Genomic DNA, 15,057 nt, shown 5'->3' with positions numbered 1-15,057 from the left:
TCATCGCACGTCGTGCGCCGGTCAGTGGGCCAGTTGTTCCAGCGCCACCACGCCGGCCCCGAGGACGACGATGCCGGCGAGCACGAGGGTGCGTTTCCAGAAGCCGAGGCCGGTGCGGCTCACGGCGATCTGGGCGATCACGGCGAGCGATCCGATCAGCGCGACGAGGGCCACGACGATGGCGGTCTGCACCGTCACCCACCCCGCGTAGGCGACGAGCAGCATGATCGCGGGCACGACGAGCACACTCAGGGCTCGGGATGCGACCGCCAGCATGTGACGGAACTCGAGCGCGGTCGGCAGCGTGTTGTGCACGATCATGTGCGAGACCAGGTCGGAGGCGAGTCCCGCGAGCAGCACCCCTCCCACCGAGATCAGCAGGGTCACGAGCACGTTGAGCGGCTCGAGGTGCTCCGCGTGGCTGTTGAGGGTCATCAGAACGGCGAGTGCGGTGAAGGTGGCGTAGATGCGCTCGCGCAACCGGTCGCCGGCATCCCTCCGTTCCTGTTCGGTGGCGTCCTCCGGGATGTCGATGTCGTCGTGCCTGTCGCGTCTGCCCTGTGCCATGCGCTCTCCTGCCCGCGTTCGCGCAGCGAGCATACCGCGCTCCGCCGCCGCCGCTCCGGGCGTGATCGCGGGCCGGGAATGATCTTCGGGGCGACGTGGTTCCCCGTTGTTGACACGTCATCAAAACGGAAAGGCCAACATGACGAAAATCGCGATCATCATCGGCAGTACCCGCCCCGGCCGCCACGGCGAAGCCGTCGCACAGTGGGTGTTCGACCACGCCGCTCAGCGGGAGGGCGTCGAGTACGAGCTCGTCGACCTCAAGGACTGGGAGCTCCCCCACCTGGATGAGGCACTGCCCGCCGGCATGGGCCAGTACGCAGGCGACCACACCAAGGCGTGGGCTGCGAAGGTCGGCGAGTTCGACGGGTACATCTTCGTGACCCCCGAGTACAACCACAGCACGTCCGGCGTGCTCAAGAACGCGATCGACTACGTCGGAGCCGAGTGGTACAACAAGGCGGCCGGCTTCGTCAGCTACGGCGTCTTCGGTGGCGCCCGTGCCGTGGAGCACCTCCGTCTGGTGCTGTCGACCCTGCAGGTCGCGACCGTGACGGCCCAGGTCGGTCTGAGCCTCGCTCACGACTTCGAGAACTGGTCGCTCAAGGCCACTCCGCAGCAGGAGGCGGCGCTCACGCCGCTGTTCGACCAGGTCGAGACCTGGTCGGGAGCCCTCGCCACCGTGCGCGGCGTCGACGCGGAGGAGCAGGAAGCGGCCTGACCCGCTCTCCTGCGAGGTGTGGCCGCTCCGTCCGGGGCGGCCACACCCGTTCGAGTGCCCGCTCTGCCCCTAGGTCTGGCAGTGCGGGCAGAAGTAGGTCACGCGCTCCTCGAGTTCGGTGCGTCCGAGTTGCGACCGCTCGATGCGCGTTCCGCAGCGGAGGCACGGTTCGCCCTGGCGGCCGTAGATCCAGCTCGTGCGGCCCCGACGCGTGTCGCCCGTGGTCACTCGCACCACCCGGTCGCGGTTGGCCACGATCATCCGGCGTGCCAGTGCGACGGTCGCCGGCAGGTCGGCGTCGCGCGTGGGCCGCGTCGGCAGCATCCCGCGCAGGAAGCACAGTTCGTTGACGTACTCGTTTCCGAGCCCGGCCAGGTTGCGCTGGTCGAGCAGTGCGACCGCGATGGGGGCATCCGGATGCCCGGCCAGCCGTCGCACCGCCTCGTCCGTGTCCCAGTCCGGGCCGAGCAGATCGGGGCCGAGGTACCCGACTGCCTCGTCTTCGCGGTCGCGCGGAATGATCTCGAGGAGCCCGAGCAGGAAGCCAACCGCCGTCACGTCCTCGGTCGTCAGGACTGCGCGCGCCTGGTAGGCCGGATGCCGCCAGCGGGCTCCTGGCTCGTACAGCTCCCACGTGCCTTCCATCTTGAGGTGGCTGTGGATCGTCCACTCACCGACCCGGGCGAGCAGGTGCTTTCCCCGGCTGACCACCTCGTCGACGGTCCCCCCGGAGAGGTCCACCGTGGCGAACGCCGGCACCCGGAAGTCGGTGGACGTCAGGACGCGTCCCGCGAGCGCCTGATTCAGGCGCCGGGCGGCTTGATAGACGGTGTCGCCTTCGGGCATCAGAGCACTCCGGCGAGTGGCGCCCCGCTCACGACCGCAGCCTCAGCCCGCGCGGGGTCACGAGGAATCCGGCCTCGGCGAGTGCGTCGCCCAGCGGGGAGCCGAGCACGAACCCTCCGTTGACCGTTTCGATGGCGAGCTTGTCGACCCGCCGGGTGGTGATGAGCCCGGCCAGCGCGCGCGCCGCGGCTTCGAGGTCGGGTGCCGTGGAGGTATCGGTCTGGTCGGCGAAGCACAGGAGGCTCTTGCCGCCGCGCTCCACGTAGATCGTGAGAGCTCCGTCGACCAGCACGACCAGGGCGCCCGCCTTGCGGCCGGGGCGATGGCCCGTGCCGGCCTCGCCGGGAATGCCAGGCCAGGGGAGCGCTGCGCCGTAGGGGTTGGCCGGGTCGGTGGCAGCGAGCGCGATGGCCGCGTGGTCGCGCTCCTGGGTGTGGTCGAGGGCGAACGAGCGCAGGCGGTCGACGGTGGCGCCCGTGGCGAACTGCGCGGCCCCGAGCGTCTCGACGAAGTAGCCGCGCCTGGCTCGACCGGTCTCCTCGAAGCCACTCAGCACCTTGTACGCTTGCGCGAAGCCGCCGGGCGTGCCCTCGTTCATGACCGACCCGCGGGTGACCACGCCGTAGCGGTCGAGCAGCGTCTCGGCGAGGGCGTGGGCCCGCACGGTCGGGTCGAGGTCGCGCGGAGGCAGGAGCGACCAGCGCCCGGCGACGGTCGGCGGCCCGAGCCGGGTGACCATCGCCGATCGGGCGGCGGCCCGGCCTCGGTAAAGGCGCGATCGCGGCGCCTGCTTCGGGCGCTTGTGGGCTCCGGATGACCCGCTGAGGGTTCGAAGCGGTGCAAGAGTGTCATTGGTGATCAGCCCGGCCCAGACCAGATCCCAGAGCGCGGTGACCAGGGCCGTGTCGTCGACCGGCTCGCCGGCTTCGGTGCCGAGCGCGTCCGAGAGCTGCCGGAAGAAGTAGCCCCCGCCACGGCCGAGGGCGGCGAGCACGGCGCGCTGCAGCTCGTCGGTCTCCACGTCGACGGAGGGCGCCAGCGTGAGCGGAGCGGACTCGGCCAGATGGAGGCTTACCCAGCCGTCGTTGCCGGGCAGGGCGCCGTCGCCCGACCAGACCACTTCGCCGGTGGCGGTGAGCTCGTCGAGCATCGCGGGACTGTAGTCGCTCACGCGGCTCGGCAGCACGAGGGACTCCCAGGCCGAGGCCGGGATGCGCGTTCCGGAGAGTTGCTCGATGACCGAGGCCACCGCATCCACCCCACGCAGTGCGCCGCCGAGGTGCTGCCAGTCGGGCAGGAACCGAGCGAAGGTGGCGGTGTCCACCGGTTCGACCTCGTGCCGCAGCGCCGCGAGGGACATGCGGCGCAACCGTCGCAGCACTTCGGCGTCGCACCACTCCTGTCCGTGCGCGTGTGGGCGGAATTCGCCGTCGACCACGCGCCGGTCGTGCGCGAGACGGCGGAGGGCGTCGTTCGCGATGGCCGCGCCGAGCCCGAACCGGTCGGCGACGTCGCTGGTCGCGAACGGTCCGTGCGTTCGGGCGAACCGGCTGACCAGATCGCCGAGGGGGTCTTCGACGGGCTCGATGAACGCCACCGGCACGCCGATCGGCAGGGGGACACCGAGGGCGTCGCGGAGCCGGCCTGCGTCTTCGATCGCGGCATACCGCTCGGCGCCGGCGAAGGTGACGAGGAGCGCGCGCTTGGTGTCGACGAGCGCGGCGAGGTGGGCGGCCGCCGTGTCGGGTCGGGCGTGCTCCTCCTCCGTCTCGCCTTGGAGGCGGAGCGCGACGTCGTCGACGGTGAGTGGTCCGAGCATCCGGAGCAGGTCGGCGACGCCCTCGACGCCACGCACCCGGCGCTCGGGTGCGAGCCGTTGCAGCTCGCGTTCCACCCGCTCGATGACGGCAGGGTCGAGGAGCTCGCGCAGTTCGGCGCGTCCCAGGAGCTCGGCGAGGAGCCCGGCGTCGAGCGAGAGTGCGGCGGCCCGGCGCTCGGCGAGGGGGCTGTCGCCCTCGTACATGAACGCGGCGACATATCCGAACAGGAGCGACCGCGCGAACGGGGACGCCGACTCGGTGCTGGCCTCGACCAGCCGGATGCGGCGCTGTGCGATCTGCTGCGTCACGTCGTTGAGCGCGGGGAGGTCGTAGACGTCTTGGAGGCACTCGCGCACGGTCTCGAGGATGATCGGGAAGCTCGGGTACTTGCGCGCGACGTCGAGCAGCTGGGATGCCTTCTGCCGTTGCTGCCAGAGCGGGGAGCGTTTTCCGGGGTTGTACTTCGGCAGCAGCAGCGCCCGCGCCGCGCATTCGCGGAACCGTGCGGCGAACAGGGCCGACCCGCCGACCTCGTCGGTCACGAGCGCGTCGAGCTCCGCCGGCTCGAACACGAACAGCTCGGCGCCCGGGGGCTGCGACTCGGTGTCGGGGATGCGCACGATGATGCCGTCGTCGGCCGCCATCGCTCCGCCGTCGATGCCGTAGCGTTCGCGGACCCGCGCCTGGACGGCCAGCGCCCACGGCGAGTGGATCTGCATGCCGTACGGGGAATGCAGCACGACGCGCCAGTCGCCGAGCTCGTCGCGGAACCGCTCGACCACCAGCGTGCGGTCGGTCGGGATGTGACCCGTGGCGGTTCGCTGCTCGCTGAGGAACGACAGCAGGTTGCTGGTGGCCCACGGGTCGAGGCCGGCCTCGACGCACCGCAGCTCGGCATCGGTCTCGGATGCGCTGCTCACCTCGCGCACGAACGCTCCGACCGCCGCGCCCAGCTCCGCGGGACGGCCGAGTCCGTCGCCCTTCCAGAACGGCAGGCGCCCCGGTTCGCCGAACGCCGGCGTGACCAGCACGCGGTCGTGGGTGATCTCCTGGATGCGCCAGCTGGTCGAGCCGAGCGCGAACACGTCGCCGACGCGCGACTCGTAGACCATCTCCTCGTCGAGCTCGCCGACACGGCTGGCCTTCTCGCCCACCATGTAGACGCCGAAGAGGCCGCGGTCGGGGATGGTGCCGCCGCTGGTCACCGCGAGACGCTGGGCCCCGGGCCGCCCGGTGAGGGTCCCCGCGTCGCGATCCCACACGATGCGCGGCCGCAGCTCGGCGAACTCGTCGGAGGGGTAGCGGCCGGCGAGCAGGTCGAGCGTGGCGTCGTAGGCGCTCCGCGGAAGCGACGCGAACGGTGCGCTTCGGCGCACGGTGTCGAACCACTCGTCGGCGTCGATCGGCTCGAGGGCGGTGGCGGCGACGGTCTGCTGAGCGAGGATGTCGAGCGGGTTGGCGGGCACCCGCAGCGTCTCGATGAGCCCCGAGGTCATGCGCTCGCTGGCCACCGCCGAATGGATGAGGTCGGCGCGGTGCTTCGGGAACACGACGCCGCGCGACACCTCGCCCACCTGGTGTCCGGCGCGCCCGACCCGTTGCAGACCGCTGGCGACCGACGGCGGCGCCTCGACCTGCACGACCAGATCGACCGCGCCCATGTCGATGCCGAGCTCGAGGCTGGAGGTGGCGACCACACAGCGCAGACGCCCCGATTTGAGGTCGTCTTCGATGAGGGCGCGCTGCTCCTTGCTCACCGAGCCGTGGTGGGCGCGGGCGAGCACGAGCGAGTCGGGCCCGTCGGCCACCGCCTCGCGCGAGCCCCGGGTCTGACCGGATGCCCCCATCAACTCCGCCGGAGCGCGGGCCGACGTCGTGCCGGTGTCGTCGTCGCGCGGCAGGAAGGACGAGCCGCCGAGGATGCGCTCTTCGTAGATCTCGTTGAAGCGGGCGGTGAGCCGTTCGGCCAGTCGCCGGGAGTTCGCGAACACGATCGACGAGCGATGCTCCAGCACCCGGTCGACGATCGCCTCTTCGACGTGCGGCCAGATCGAGCCGGCCTGCGGTGGCGAGCCGTCGTCGTTGCCGCTCGCGAAGGTCGAGGTGCCGAGCTCGCTCATGTCTTCGACGGGGACGACGACGCGCAGGTCGAACCGTTTGCCCGACGGAGGGGCGACGACCTCCACGGGGGAGCGGCCCCCGAGGAAACGGGCGACCTCCTCCGGCGGCCGAACGGTGGCGGACAGCCCGATGCGCTGCGCCGGCTGCGCGAGCATCGCATCCAGTCGTTCGAGCGACAGCGCCAGATGCGCGCCGCGCTTCGTCGCCGCGACCGCGTGCACCTCGTCGATGATGATCGTCTCGACCGTGGTGAGTGTCTCGCGAGCGGACGACGTGAGCATGAGGAAGAGCGACTCGGGCGTGGTGATCAGGATGTCGGGCGGCGTCTTGACGAGCGCGCGCCGGTCTGCCGACGTGGTGTCGCCGGACCGCACACCGACCGACACGTGCGGCGGTTCGGCGCCCAGCCGCTTGGCGGTCTGCGTGACCCCGACCAGCGGCGCGCGCAGGTTGCGCTCCACGTCGACGCCGAGCGCCTTGAGCGGGGAGATGTAGAGGACGCGCGTGCCGGGCGTCTCGTCCGGCTCCCGGGTTCGCGCGGCGAGCTTATCGATCGCCCAGAGGAACGAGGCGAGCGTCTTGCCGGAACCGGTGGGGGCGATGACGAGCGCGTGGCGGCCGCGGGAGATCGCATCCCACGCCCCGACCTGAGCCGGCGTCGGCGCGGCGAAGGCCCCGCTGAACCACTCTCGGGTGGCGGGGGAGAACCGGTCGAGCACGTCGCTCATCCCCCTATCCTCTCCCCAACCGCTGACAGTGGCGAGTGGATGCGCGGCGCCCGTGGGACGCGCAGTGGCGCATCCGACGCCCGTTTGCCACTACGTGTCGTCAACACGCCCGGGATGGCGACACCTACTGGTAAACGGTGCCCGGGGACGGGCATCCGGATGCTGTGCCCGCGCGCGGGCGGCCTCGCGTCAGCGGCCGCCCGGCAGGTTCGGGCGGATGAACGCGGAGATGTCTGCGAGCTCGCGCGACGAGATCGCGTGGCCCATGCCCTCGTAGATGCGCGCGTCGAGGGCGGAGTGCCCGGGCAGCCACTCGGTCGTCCGGGCGATCGAGGTCGCCGGGATCGCTTCGTCGAGGGTGCCGCGGCCCCAGAAGACCGGCGGACGTCGCTCGGCGAGGCGCGCATCCCCCGGCTGTTCGCCCTGCACGGCGAAACCGGAGAGCTGCACGGCGTAGTCGAAGCGCTCGGGCGAGAGCCGCAGGAGCTGCAGGGCCAAGGCGCCGCCCTGCGAGAAGCCGAGGAGGCCGGTGGGAGTGGGCGGCTGCTCGTCGAGCCACTCGAGCACCGCTCGTGCGGCCGCGTCGGCGTTGGTGGCGAGCGGGTCGCCGGGAACGTTGGTGAACCGCGAGAACCAGGCGAAGCCGGGACCCTCGGGAATCGGCGCGCGAACCGACGCGATGACCGGCTCCAGCGGCAGATAGGCGGAGATCCCGAAGAGGTCGGCCTCGTCGGAGGCGTAGCCGTGCATGAGCACCAGCAGGGGGCGATCGGCCCGGTCGCGCTCGGAGGCCGACCAGAGCACGGCATCGCGATCGATAGTGAGGTCGGGCGAGGGGAGTGGCACGCGGGCTCCTGGCGGGGTCGAGGTTCTTCATTCTCCCGCCTCGGGGGGTCACCCTCCTCCACATTCGTCGGCTTAACGGTGTTTTCCACAGTTCGCGCCGCGGGGTATCGCCTGGCCGCACGTTCCGTAGGATCGGTGCATGAGCGTGCGCACCCCAGACCCCATCCCCGACCCGCTGCCCGACGACGGTCGGCAGCCGGGTCCGGCCTGGCTGAGCGACATCGAACTGGAGCAGGTGCGTCGGCGGCTGCCGCTGCTCTACGTCGAGGCGGTGCCGGTGCGTGTCGACGGGCTCGGCCAGGTCACCGAGGTCGGCGTGCTGCTGCGGGCCAACGCCGTCGGCGAGATCACCCGCACGCTCGTCTCCGGTCGCGTCATGTACGGCGAGACGCTGCGCGAGGCCCTGTTCCGTCATCTCGAGAAAGACCTCGGGCCCATGGCGTTCCCGCAGCTGCCGGCGAGCCCCGTGCCGTTCTACGTCGCCGAATACTTCCCGATGCCCGGCGTCACGCCGTTCACGGATGATCGGCAGCACGCGGTCTCACTCGCCTTCGTCGTCCCCGTCACGGGAACCTGCGACCCGCGGCAAGACGCTCTCGAACTCACGTGGATGCTCCCGGAGGAGGCGGTGACCCCCACGGTCTCCGAAGAGATGGAGGGCGGGCGCGGAGTGCTGCTCAAGGCGGCGCTCGCGTCGGTGGGCCGGATCGTCTAGAGCTCGCGAGTCTCAGCGGGCGCGCAGGCCGTCGATCGCGAAGTCGATGACGCGGTCACGCTGCTCGTCGTCGTCGAAGGCGACGCTGGCGATTCCGGAGATCATGCGGACCACATCGCCGATCAGAGCGTCCTCACGCACCGCTCCGGATCGCTGAGCTCGCTTCAGCAGGGGTTCCCCCGCTGCGTAGACCGAGTCGCGGCAGCTCAGGAGCACAGGTGACTCCTTGTTGAGCCCGTCCACGAGAGCCTTCTTCGTGCCGATGTAGCTGACGAACCGGTGCAGCCACGTGTCGAGCGCCTGCCAAGGGTCGAGCGACGCGGCCTCGTCCGCCGCGCGCACGACCGACTCGACCTCGTCGACGTAGACGGCCTCCACCAGCGCGTCGCGGGTGGGGAAGTTGCGGTAGAGCGTGCCGATGCCGACACCGGCACGACGGGCGATGTCTTCGAGGGAGGCGCTGGTGCCGTCGGCGGCGAATGCGTCACGGGCGGCCGCGAGGAGCGCGTCGAAGTTGCGCCGGGCATCCGCGCGCTGCGGACGCGTCACGGATACGAGCGTGGTTTCGGTGCTGCTCACGAGAATCCTCCAACAAGAACTTGCGTACCGGAGGCACCCTCCGCTAATGTAGTGAAAGCGGAGGCTACCTCCGATCGGAGCCTGCCTCCATTCTAACCGACATTCGTTCGGACAAACACCCTCGAGGAACGGATACCTCACTTGTCTCGATCCCGCCCTGCCCTCACCTTCGCCATTCTGGCGATCAGTGTCGGCTCCTTCGCCACCCTGCAATCCCTCGTCGTCCCCGTCCTTCCCGTCATCCAGCACGACCTCGGCACGACCACCGCCGGCGCCACCTGGACCATGACCGCCTGGCTGATCTCCGCCGCCGTCGCCACCCCGCTGCTAGGCCGCGTCGGCGACATCGTCGGCAAGCGGCGCATCCTGATCGTCGCGCTCGCCGCGGTCGCCCTCGGCAGCATCATGGCCGCACTCGCCCCCACGATCGGCGTGCTGATCGTCGCACGCGTGGTCCAAGGCCTCGGCGGGGCGATGTTCCCGCTCGCCTTCGGCATCGTCCGCGACGAGCTCCCCCCTCACCGCCTGGCATCCGCGATCGGCGCGCTGGCGTCCATCATCGCGATCGGCAGCGGCATCGGAACGGTGCTCGCCGGTCCGCTCGCCGACGTCCTCGGCTGGCGCGGGCTCTTCCTCGTCCCGGTCGTGTTCACCGTGACCGGCGCAGTGCTGGCGCGTTTCTTCATTCCGGAGTCGCCGACCCGGGCATCCGGCGGCGTGAACCCGTGGTCGGCCGTGCTGCTCTCGGGCTGGCTCGTCGCCCTGCTCCTGCCGCTGAGCACCGGAGGGCAGTGGGGCTGGGGCTCCCCGGCAGTGATCGGCCTGCTCGTGCTCGCCGCCCTGCTCCTCCTCTCGTGGATCGTGGTCGAACTGCGTTCGCGCAACCCGCTCGTCGACATGCGCATGATGCGCCTGCCCGGCGTGTGGGCGATGAACGGGGCCGCCGTCTTCATCGGAGCCGCCATGTTCGCCGTGTTCTCGTTCTTCCCGCGCTTCGTGCAGACGCCGACCGCGAGCGGCTACGGGCTGGGGGCGACCGTCGCGGGGTCGGGCATGCTGATGCTCCCGATGCTCGTGACGATGGCCGCCACCGGATTCCTGAGCGGGCCGCTGTCGCGCTGGATCGGATTCCGGGCGCAGATCGTGATCGCGTCGGGGATCATCGCGCTGTCGAGCGTGTCGATCGGACTGTTCCACTCGAGCCTGCTCGAGGTCGCGGCCGGTGCCGGGGTCTTCGGCATCGGGCTCGGGATCGTCTACGCGGCGATCACCAGCGTCGTGGTGCAGAGCGTGCCGCCGACCCAGACCGGCATCGCCAGCGGCATGAACGCCAACCTGCGCACCGTCGGCTCTGCCATCGGCGCTGCGCTGATGACCGCCATGGTCACCGGCACGACCTTGCCGAACGGCCTCCCGGCCGAGTCCGGCTACACCGAGGGATTCGTCACCGCAGGGGCACTCGCGTTCGGCGCGCTCCTCGTCACGGTCGCCGGGCTCCTGGTGGCGCGCTCGCAGCGCACGAGCAGCGTGGACGAGCCGATCCTGACCACCGCCGAGTCCCCGTTCGCCGAGAGCGAGGTCGCGGTCGAGGCAGAGACCGAGCTCGAGCCTGAGCTGGCTTCCGCGCTGAGCTGACCGGCTCTCACCGACGAAGGCGGCGTGCCCCGACGGGCGCGCCGCCTTCTGCGCGGGACTACCCTGAGATCAGCTCGTGAACGACAGCCGATCCTCATCGGCGCCGCCCACCCGCACTCCTCGGAGGTGGAAAGCGATGAACGAGACGGTACCCCGCTCGATGACCGGCAAGACGGTGTTGATCACCGGAGGCACCGGAGGAATCGGTCGCGCTACGGCCGAGGCGCTCGCCGCCCGTGGCGCGCAGGTCGGCATCGTCGGCCGGTACGAGACGCGAACCCGGGATGCCGCTTCCGAGATCGCCCGCGCCACCGGGAACTCCGACGTGCGCGACTTCGCGGCCGACATGTCCTCCCAGGCGGAGGTTCGCCGGCTGGCCGCCGCCGTCCTGGACGCGTACCCGCGACTGGATGTGCTGATCAACAATGTGGGCGGCTTCTGGGGAACCCGGCAGGTCACCGCAGACGGGCTGGAGCGGACCTTCGCCGTCAACCACCTCGCGCCGTTCCTGCTGACCAATCTGCTCCTCGACCGGCTCACGCAGAGCGCTCCCTCCCGGGTCGTGACCGTCTCCTCGGGAGCGCAGTCGATGGGGCGCCTCGACTTCGACGACCTGCAGGCGACCAGCAAATACGATTCGCACGCCGCCTACAACCAGTCGAAACTCGCCAACGTGGTGTTCACCTACGAGCTCGCCCGCCGGCTGGACGGCACGAACGTCACCGCCAACACGCTGCGCCCGGGAGTCGTGCGCACGGCCTTCTCGGCCGGCGAGCTCTCGCGGCCGTGGAAGGCCATGCTCGCGGTGATGTGGCCGTTCATGAAGTCACCGGCCCGGGGCGCGGTCACCTCCGTCTACCTCGCGTCCGCGCCGGAGGTCGACGGCGTGACCGGAAGGTTCTTCGCCGGAACCAAGCCCGTCAAATCGATCGCGATCTCGTACGACCGCGGCACGCAAGAGCGGCTGTGGCGGGTCAGCTCCGAGCTGGTCGGCCTCTCCGCCGTCCGGGGTTAGGACGGGTTCCATGGTCCGGATCACGCACACCATCGACATCGACGCGCCGACCCAAGAGGTCTACACGGCCATCCGGGCGCTCGACGGCTACCCGACCTGGCTGGGGCACTCCATCGTCTATCGGGGGACGAGAGTGAGATCAGCCAGCGCCGGCGCAGCGCTCGCCTACGAGGACTCGACCATGATCGGCCGGATGCGCGGCGAACTCCTCGAAGAGGTCCCCGGCCAGGCGCTGCTGTTCCACCAGGCGAAGCCGTCGGGCAGTCTGGATGCGCGCATCCGGTACGAGGTGGAGGTCGCGGGCGCAGTCGTGCGCGTGACACGCGTCGGTGAGCTGACGACGCACGGGATGCTCCGGATCGTGCAGCCCATCCTGGTGCGCATGGCGTCCCGGGAGAGCGAGCGCACGATGAAAGCGCTGAAGACGCACGTCGAGCTCACGGACTAGTTCATCCTGGAGGCGGACGCCCGGCCGGGCATCCGGGACGTACCGTGACCACATGAAGACACTGGATCGTCTCATCGTGTGGATGGTCGGCGCATTCGTCCTCACCGCCGCCTTCGCCGCGATCTTCGTCACCGCCCAGCAGATCGAGCGCCAGGGCGCCGACGATGCCGGCACCCGGCTGGCGGCCGAGGTCGCCGCCTCGCTCCAGGGCGGGGGCGAACCCCGAGTCTCGACGCACGAGGATCTCGGGAGCAGCCTCGAGCCCTTCTATATCGTCTACGACAGCTCCGATCGTCCGCGCTTCGGCACCGGCTACCTCCACGGCTCGCTCGCGACCGTGCCGCCAGGGGTACTCCACGCGGCCGCGCTGGCGCCGAACCGGGTCACCTGGCAGCCGCAGCCCGGTCTGCGATTCGCCACCACCTCCATCCGGTCGGGCTCGGAGACGGTGCTCGCGGGGCAGTCGCTCGCGCCGTCAGAGGCCCGCACCGATCGGTTGATGCTGCTGCTGGCGCTGGGCTGGTTCGTCTGCGTGATCGGGCTGGCGGCGGGCGCAGCCGTGCACCTGCTCCTGGGGAGTCGCCGGTCGGCGAATCACGAACCGCGCCGGTAGACGCCCGCGGTCAGACGGCGCCGGGGTCGTCGGCGACGACGACCTCGACGCCGGCCGCCCGGAGGAGACGGAGTTCCTCGGGGTCGGCGGTGCTGTCGGTGATGAGCATGGCGATCTGCTCGATCTCGGCGTTCTGCGCGAGAGCCACCCGGCCGACTTTCGACCCGTCGGCCACGACCACCGTGCGCTGCGCCTTGGCGACCATCGCGTGGTTGGTGCGCGCTTCTGTCTCGTCATGGGTGGTGACGCCGGCGGCGGCGCTGATGCCGTCGGCGCCCAGGATGGCCGTCCCGACGTTCACGGCGTTGAAGGTGCTCTCGGCGAGGGCTCCGACCAGCTCGAGCGATTGGGGCCGGAGGAAACCACCGGTCATCACGACACGAACGCCCGCATAGCCGGAGAGCAGCCCGGCGATGCTCAGCGAGTTGGTGACGACCGCGATGTCGTGATGGTGTGCCAGCTCGCGCGCCACACTGGCGGTCGTGGTTCCTCCGCTCAAGGCCACGACGTAGCGCTCGGCCGGAAGCCGCTCGACCATCGCCCGTGCGATCGCCCGCTTCGCGTCCTGGAATCGGCTGTCGCGCAACGCGACCGGGATCTCGCGGCCGCGATCGACGGCGGATGCCCCTCCGTGCGTCCGCAGGATGAGGCTCTGATCGGCGAGGTCGGAGAGATCGCGTCGGGCCGTCGCCGCCGAGATGCCCAGCATGCCGGAGAGGTCGGAGAGGCTCATGGCGCCGTGCTCGGAGATCAGGTCGAGGATCTGGACCAGGCGTCGTGCGCGTCGCCCGGAGGTCACTCGCGCGATGAGCGTCTCGGTGGACGTGGCAACCATGGCGAGTCCTTTCGTGAATCGCATCAGCAAAACGATCAGTCGATATGAGCACTTTATCCGCGATTCGCTCATTCTATTGCGCGGAATAGACACGCTATCGCATGATCGCTCCATGCCTCAGATTGTTTTCCTCGGCGCGGGAAGCGTCGTCTTCACCCGCCAGTTGCTCGCAGACCTCTTCCGTTACGACGACCTGCCCCCGCTCCGCGTCGTCCTCTACGACATCGACGCCGAGCGCCTCGCCGTGGCCCGGGGCACCGCCGAGCAGGTCGCTGCCCGTTTCGGCCGCGAGCCGGAGATCGTCGCGACGCTCGACCGGCGGGAAGCGCTGACCGGCGCCGACTTCGTGATCAACATGATCCAGGTCGGCGGCATCGCCGGCACGCGCATCGACCTGGAGGTTCCGGCGGCGGCCGGCCTGCAGCAGACCATCGGCGACACGACCGGTGTCGGCGGTGTCTTCCGGGCTCTCCGCACCTTCCCTGTGCTCTCGGGCATCGCGGCCGACATGCTCGACCTCTGCCCCGACGCCTGGTTCCTCAACTACACCAACCCCATGGCGATGAACGTCTGGTGGATGTCGGTGGTCGCACCGCAGCTCAAGACCGTTGGCCTCTGCCACAGCGTCTACTGGACGGTCCACGACCTGTGCGCGCTGATCGGCGTCCCGATGGAGGGCACGCACTACCGCGCGGCCGGTGTGAACCACCAGGCGTGGCTGGTGGAGTGGTCGCGCGACGGCGAAGACCTGTACCCGCGCCTGCGCGAGGCCATCGAGCGCGATCCGGAGCTCCGGCGCCGGGTGCGCGTCGAGATCTTCACGAGGATCGGCTTCTACCCCACCGAGACCAGCGAGCACTCGTCCGAATACCTGTCGTGGTTCCTCCGGTCCGACGAGCAGATCGCGAAGTTCCGCCTGCGCCCGCTCGAGTACGTCGGGATCTCGGAGGAGAACGTCGCCGAGTTCGAGCACGCCAAGGCCGTCATCGCGGCCGGTCTGCCGCTCGAGCTCGAGGAGGGCGCCGCGGAGTACGCTCCGCAGGTCATCCACTCGATCCTCACCGGCACCGAGCGCACCATCCATGCCAATGTCGTCAACCGGGGACTCATCTCCAACCTGCCCGAGGGCGCGGTGGTCGAAGTGCCCGCCCGCGTGGACGCCTCGGGGGTGCATCCGGTACCGTTCGGCGCGATCCCGACGCAGGGAGCTGCCCTGAATCGCACCTACCTGTCGGTCGCCGAGCTGACCGTCGAGGCGGCGCGCACCGGCGACCCGGACCGGGTCCGTCAGGCCGTGCTGACCGACCCGAACGCGAGTTCGGCGCTCACTCCGGAGCAGATCTGGGCGCTGTGCGACGAGCTCACGGCTCGCCACGCCGACTTCCTCCCGGTCGCGCTCGGCGGCCGGCTGCAGAACCCCGTCCAGTAGTCCCGGGCTCCGGGCTCCCGGCGCTATCCCCGTTGCGCGTCCTCGGCCCTCACAGGCCGCGGACGCGCTTCGCGTTGGGGCGGGTCCCGCGGGCGAGCCGCGCCGGATCGACGTCGAGCGCCGCGGCGGTCCCCCGCCC

General features: G+C 70.5%; 13 protein-coding genes. 7 read left to right on the top strand and 6 right to left on the bottom strand.

Annotated features, from left to right (window positions below; all coding sequences use genetic code 11):
• Positions 1-21 precede the first annotated feature (21 nt).
• Entirely contained in the window at positions 22-567 is a 546-nt protein-coding gene (locus ACFVV5_RS11795) for a hypothetical protein (RefSeq protein ID WP_387243775.1), read from the bottom strand.
• A 139-nt stretch (positions 568-706) separates the two neighbouring features.
• On the opposite strand from ACFVV5_RS11795, the gene ACFVV5_RS11790 reads away from it, so the two are divergent.
• On the top strand, positions 707-1,288 hold the full coding sequence (locus ACFVV5_RS11790; protein WP_387243772.1) for an NADPH-dependent FMN reductase: 582 nt from the start codon (positions 707-709) through the stop codon (positions 1,286-1,288).
• 69 nt (positions 1,289-1,357) lie between these two features.
• Here ACFVV5_RS11790 and ACFVV5_RS11785 read toward each other — a convergent pair whose 3' ends face one another.
• From ACFVV5_RS11785 to ACFVV5_RS11775, 3 genes are all read right to left on the bottom strand, one after another.
• On the bottom strand, positions 1,358-2,134 hold the full coding sequence (locus ACFVV5_RS11785; RefSeq protein ID WP_387243769.1) for a DNA-formamidopyrimidine glycosylase family protein: 777 nt from the start codon (positions 2,132-2,134) through the stop codon (positions 1,358-1,360).
• Positions 2,135-2,162: 28 nt separating this feature from the next.
• A complete protein-coding gene (locus ACFVV5_RS11780) occupies positions 2,163-6,803 on the bottom strand; it encodes an ATP-dependent helicase (RefSeq protein ID WP_387243766.1) in 4,641 nt (1,546 codons plus the stop codon).
• A 189-nt stretch (positions 6,804-6,992) separates the two neighbouring features.
• The gene (locus ACFVV5_RS11775) at positions 6,993-7,649 is read right to left on the bottom strand and encodes an alpha/beta hydrolase (RefSeq protein WP_387243763.1); all 657 of its coding nucleotides are present in this window, start codon (positions 7,647-7,649) and stop codon (positions 6,993-6,995) included.
• Between the two features lie 139 nt (positions 7,650-7,788).
• Here ACFVV5_RS11775 and ACFVV5_RS11770 point away from each other — a divergent pair, with 139 nt between their 5' ends.
• Positions 7,789-8,364 carry an NUDIX hydrolase family protein gene (locus ACFVV5_RS11770; protein WP_387243760.1) on the top strand — a complete coding sequence of 192 codons (576 nt, stop codon included), beginning with the start codon at positions 7,789-7,791 and terminating at the stop codon, positions 8,362-8,364.
• A gap of 12 nt (positions 8,365-8,376) precedes the next feature.
• On the opposite strand, the gene ACFVV5_RS11765 is transcribed toward ACFVV5_RS11770, so the two are convergent.
• Entirely contained in the window at positions 8,377-8,943 is a 567-nt protein-coding gene (locus tag ACFVV5_RS11765) for a TetR/AcrR family transcriptional regulator (RefSeq protein WP_387243757.1), read from the bottom strand.
• 141 nt (positions 8,944-9,084) lie between these two features.
• Here ACFVV5_RS11765 and ACFVV5_RS11760 point away from each other — a divergent pair, with 141 nt between their 5' ends.
• From ACFVV5_RS11760 to ACFVV5_RS11745, 4 genes are all read left to right on the top strand, one after another.
• Entirely contained in the window at positions 9,085-10,578 is a 1,494-nt protein-coding gene (locus ACFVV5_RS11760) for an MFS transporter (protein ID WP_387243754.1), read from the top strand.
• Between the two features lie 136 nt (positions 10,579-10,714).
• Positions 10,715-11,593, top strand: a complete 879-nt coding sequence (locus tag ACFVV5_RS11755) for an SDR family oxidoreductase (protein ID WP_387243751.1) — start codon at positions 10,715-10,717, stop codon at positions 11,591-11,593.
• Between the two features lie 10 nt (positions 11,594-11,603).
• Entirely contained in the window at positions 11,604-12,041 is a 438-nt protein-coding gene (locus tag ACFVV5_RS11750; protein WP_387243748.1) for an SRPBCC family protein, read from the top strand.
• A gap of 52 nt (positions 12,042-12,093) precedes the next feature.
• Complete coding sequence (locus ACFVV5_RS11745; RefSeq protein ID WP_387243745.1) at positions 12,094-12,654, top strand: hypothetical protein; 561 nt, start codon at positions 12,094-12,096, stop codon at positions 12,652-12,654.
• 10 nt (positions 12,655-12,664) lie between these two features.
• Here ACFVV5_RS11745 and ACFVV5_RS11740 read toward each other — a convergent pair whose 3' ends face one another.
• Entirely contained in the window at positions 12,665-13,489 is an 825-nt protein-coding gene (locus tag ACFVV5_RS11740; RefSeq protein WP_387243742.1) for a DeoR/GlpR family DNA-binding transcription regulator, read from the bottom strand.
• A 112-nt stretch (positions 13,490-13,601) separates the two neighbouring features.
• Here ACFVV5_RS11740 and melA point away from each other — a divergent pair, with 112 nt between their 5' ends.
• A complete protein-coding gene (gene melA, locus ACFVV5_RS11735; protein ID WP_387243739.1) occupies positions 13,602-14,918 on the top strand; it encodes an alpha-galactosidase in 1,317 nt (438 codons plus the stop codon).
• Positions 14,919-15,057: the final 139 nt, after the last annotated feature.

The sequence above is a fragment of the Leifsonia sp. NPDC058248 genome (genome assembly GCF_042881905.1).
Classification (GTDB): domain Bacteria; phylum Actinomycetota; class Actinomycetes; order Actinomycetales; family Microbacteriaceae; genus Leifsonia.
The sequence above is the reverse complement of the archived record's forward strand: the minus strand, read 5'-3'. Positions and strand labels throughout refer to the sequence as shown.